This window comes from Bartonella callosciuri, assembly GCF_014203215.1.
Lineage (GTDB): Bacteria > Pseudomonadota > Alphaproteobacteria > Rhizobiales > Rhizobiaceae > Bartonella > Bartonella callosciuri.
In genome coordinates this window covers 5,462-8,465 of sequence record NZ_JACHIM010000009.1, presented here as the reverse complement: position 1 = coordinate 8,465, position 3,004 = coordinate 5,462, and the positions used below count along the sequence as shown (strand labels likewise).

Sequence of the window (3,004 nt, the reverse complement as noted above, 5' to 3'; positions counted from 1 at the left end):
GCGAGAGTGCGGGGCAAGAGCAGGTGCTGTGCTGGAAGAGCCGATGAGGCGAGAGTGCGGGGCAAGAGCAGGTGCTGTGCTGGAAGAGCCGATGAGGCGAGAGTGCGGGGCAAGAGCAGGTGCTGTGCTGGAAGAGCCGATGAGGCGAGAGTGCGGGGCAAGAGCAGGTGCTGTGCTGGAAGAGCCGATGAGGCGAGAGTGCGGGGCAAGAGCAGGTGCTATGCTGGAAGAGCCGATGAGGCAAGAGTGCGGGGCAAGAGCAGGTGTTGTGCTGGAAGAGCCGATGGGCGCCAGATTTGCGCGGAGAAGGGGGATAAATTATGGGAAGAGAAAGAGAAAAAGGGGATCAGTTCAGTTTTGAAGAGAGACAAAAAACGATAACAAGAGTGCTGTGAGAGTGCTCTAAAAAGTGCTGTGAGAGTGCTCTAAAAGTGCGAAAAGCCGCGGTGATTGTAAAAAAACCGGTGATGTGAAAATTGTGATGTAAAAATGTTGTGTATAATGGTGCTGCGAGAGAGGATTGAACTCTCGACCTCTCCCTTACCAAGGGAGTGCTCTACCACTGAGCTACCGCAGCGCCGTTTCAATCTTGACCCTGTCTTGTGCCATATTGTCATAAAATAGGCAAGAGAGCATTTGTCACTTCTTGAAAGAAAACCCTTCTTGTGTCATGACGTATAATTCCTATACAAAAAACGTGGGTGCTTGAAGAATTTCAATCCTGCTCAAAAGGCCGCGCAATGACACAAATGCATCAAAAACAAAAACAAGAAAAAATGAATTCCCAAGATGAAAAAGAAAAACGGCGCCAGGAAAGACTGGCGCAACAATTGCGCCAAAACCTAAAACGACGAAAAGAGCAAAGTCGAAAAAGAGCGCAAACAGAACCCTAAAAAGAATTCTTCTTACGACATATTGCAACAAAAGCGCGCAATAATTCATTCTAACATTTGAAATGCATTCTCATATGAGGAATTCATTTTGAAATAACAGGGTTCGTTATGAAACTATAAAAAATAACTTTTCGAAGGTACAAGACCTTGTGAAGGGGAAACAAAGGGAAAGTGTTATGGATTCTATTCAAATTGTTGGTGGGAAAAAACTGAAAGGGACAATTCCTATTTCAGGTGCAAAAAATGCCGCCTTGCCTCTTATGATTGCAGCACTGCTCACAGAAGAAACTCTGACTCTAGAAAATATTCCTCATCTGGCGGATGTGGAATTGCTCATTCGGATTCTCAATAACCATGGAGTCGGATATGCGGTCGATGGACAAAAAATCCACTACGATTGTGTGGATTCGAGAACAATCCATTTTAACGCGCAAAAAATCACAACAATACGTGCACCATACGAATTGGTTAAAAAAATGCGTGCAAGCTTTTGGGTAATTGGTCCTCTGCTTGCACGATGCCGAGAGGCTTATGTGTCATTGCCTGGTGGATGTGCCATCGGAACAAGACCCGTCGATTTTATCCTAGACGGACTCAAAACACTGGGAGCAGCTATTGCTATCGAAAATGGATATGTCCATGCTAAAGCTCCAAACGGTTTAAAAGGGACACGTTATTGTTTTCCTAAAGTCACCGTTGGGGGAACGCATGTTATGCTTATGGCTGCTGTAATGGCAAATGGAACAACTATCCTTGAAAATGCGGCTTGTGAACCAGAAGTCGCAAACCTTATTCGAGCCCTTAACGCAATGGGTGCAAAAATAGTTGGCGAAGGAACAACAACACTCACAATTGAGGGCGTGAAAAAACTCCATGGGACGCAAATAGGTGTTATTCCCGATCGAATCGAAGCCGGAACCTATGCAATGGCCGTTGCTATGGTCGGGGGTGATGTCTTTCTTAAAAATGCAAACCATAACCATCTGACCAAAGTGCTGAAGGTTCTTCAAAAAGCCGGACTCGATATTCAAATTGAACCTCAAGGAATTCACGTTAAACGCAATCCACAACAAACAAAAATAATGCCCGTCGATATTACAACGGGACCGTATCCTGATTTTCCAACCGATCTTCAAGCACAATTCACGGCGTTGATGACACGCGCTCAGGGAACAGCTCGGATAACCGAAACCATTTTCGAAAATCGTTTCATGCATGTTCAGGAACTCATACGGTTGGGGGCGCAAATAAAACTCGAGGGGCAGACCGCAACCGTCTATGGAACCGAAAATTTGCAAGGCGCTCCTGTCATGGCGACCGATTTGCGTGCTTCTGTTTCTCTCGTGATTGCTGCTCTGGCGGCAAAGGGAGAAACTGTCGTCAATCGCGTGTATCATCTTGATCGTGGATTTGAACGATTGGAAGAAAAATTAGCCCGCTGTGGTGCTACCATTCAACGCATAACAGTTTAAATCTCTAGTCCCCCAGGAGTATTTGCGAAGCACGTCTTTAGAGGGGAGGCTCTTTGGAATAAGATTTCAAGGGGGAAGATCTCTTGAGAAAAGACGCCCTTTGATTCTGGTAAGGAGAATTTTTGCGGGTTTCTCCTTACGCAAACTTCTTTTTTCATTTCCTGTAAGCGCCTCTCATTTGCAGAAGAGTTTTGGGGAAGCTCTTTGTTTATAAAGTTTTTCTTACAAGCATAGGTTAAAAATTTAACCTTTGGGCAGAGACACTCGAAGCGGTCATCCTTTCAGGAGCTTTTAAAAAGAGGAACTCCTTGTTGCACCGTACCCTTTCTGCGAGACGTCTCCTCTGCAGCGTAAGATTTCGCTAAAACCCTCTCTTTCTAGGAAAGGTTTCTCGGGCATGAAGTTTTTGCTCCGAAGGGGGAATGAAGAGACACCTGAAGGGGCCCTTGAAATCTTACACCAAAAAGGAAAATGCTTCAAAGAAATTGCCTCTAAACAATTCTCACTTTTAAAAAAGGCTTTCCTAATAAGATTATCTTCGGATGGGACTACCAAAAATCTGGACTTTCAGGCTTTAAATGAGGACCGATCCGTACGGCCGAAACCTTTTTTGCTAAACCTGTGCGGTCTGAAAGCTCA

The 3,004-nt window shown here is 45.1% G+C and carries 2 protein-coding genes and 1 tRNA gene; 2 read left to right on the top strand and 1 reads right to left on the bottom strand.

The window, feature by feature from the left end; translation table 11 throughout:
- Positions 1-502 precede the first annotated feature (502 nt).
- Positions 503-577 (bottom strand) — tRNA-Thr (locus HNQ69_RS06710).
- A gap of 124 nt (positions 578-701) precedes the next feature.
- On the opposite strand from HNQ69_RS06710, the gene HNQ69_RS06705 reads away from it, so the two are divergent.
- The gene (locus tag HNQ69_RS06705; RefSeq protein WP_183229293.1) at positions 702-893 is read left to right on the top strand and encodes a hypothetical protein; all 192 of its coding nucleotides are present in this window, start codon (positions 702-704) and stop codon (positions 891-893) included.
- Between the two features lie 176 nt (positions 894-1,069).
- Positions 1,070-2,365, top strand: a complete 1,296-nt coding sequence (gene murA, locus HNQ69_RS06700; RefSeq protein WP_183229277.1) for a UDP-N-acetylglucosamine 1-carboxyvinyltransferase — start codon at positions 1,070-1,072, stop codon at positions 2,363-2,365.
- The last annotated feature ends 639 nt before the right edge of the window (positions 2,366-3,004 follow it).

Excerpts from the sequence above, each read along its gene's own strand:
- murA (WP_183229277.1), top strand. The coding sequence starts at position 1,070 with ATGGATTCTATTCAAATTGTTGGTGGGAAAAAACTGAAAGGGACAATT.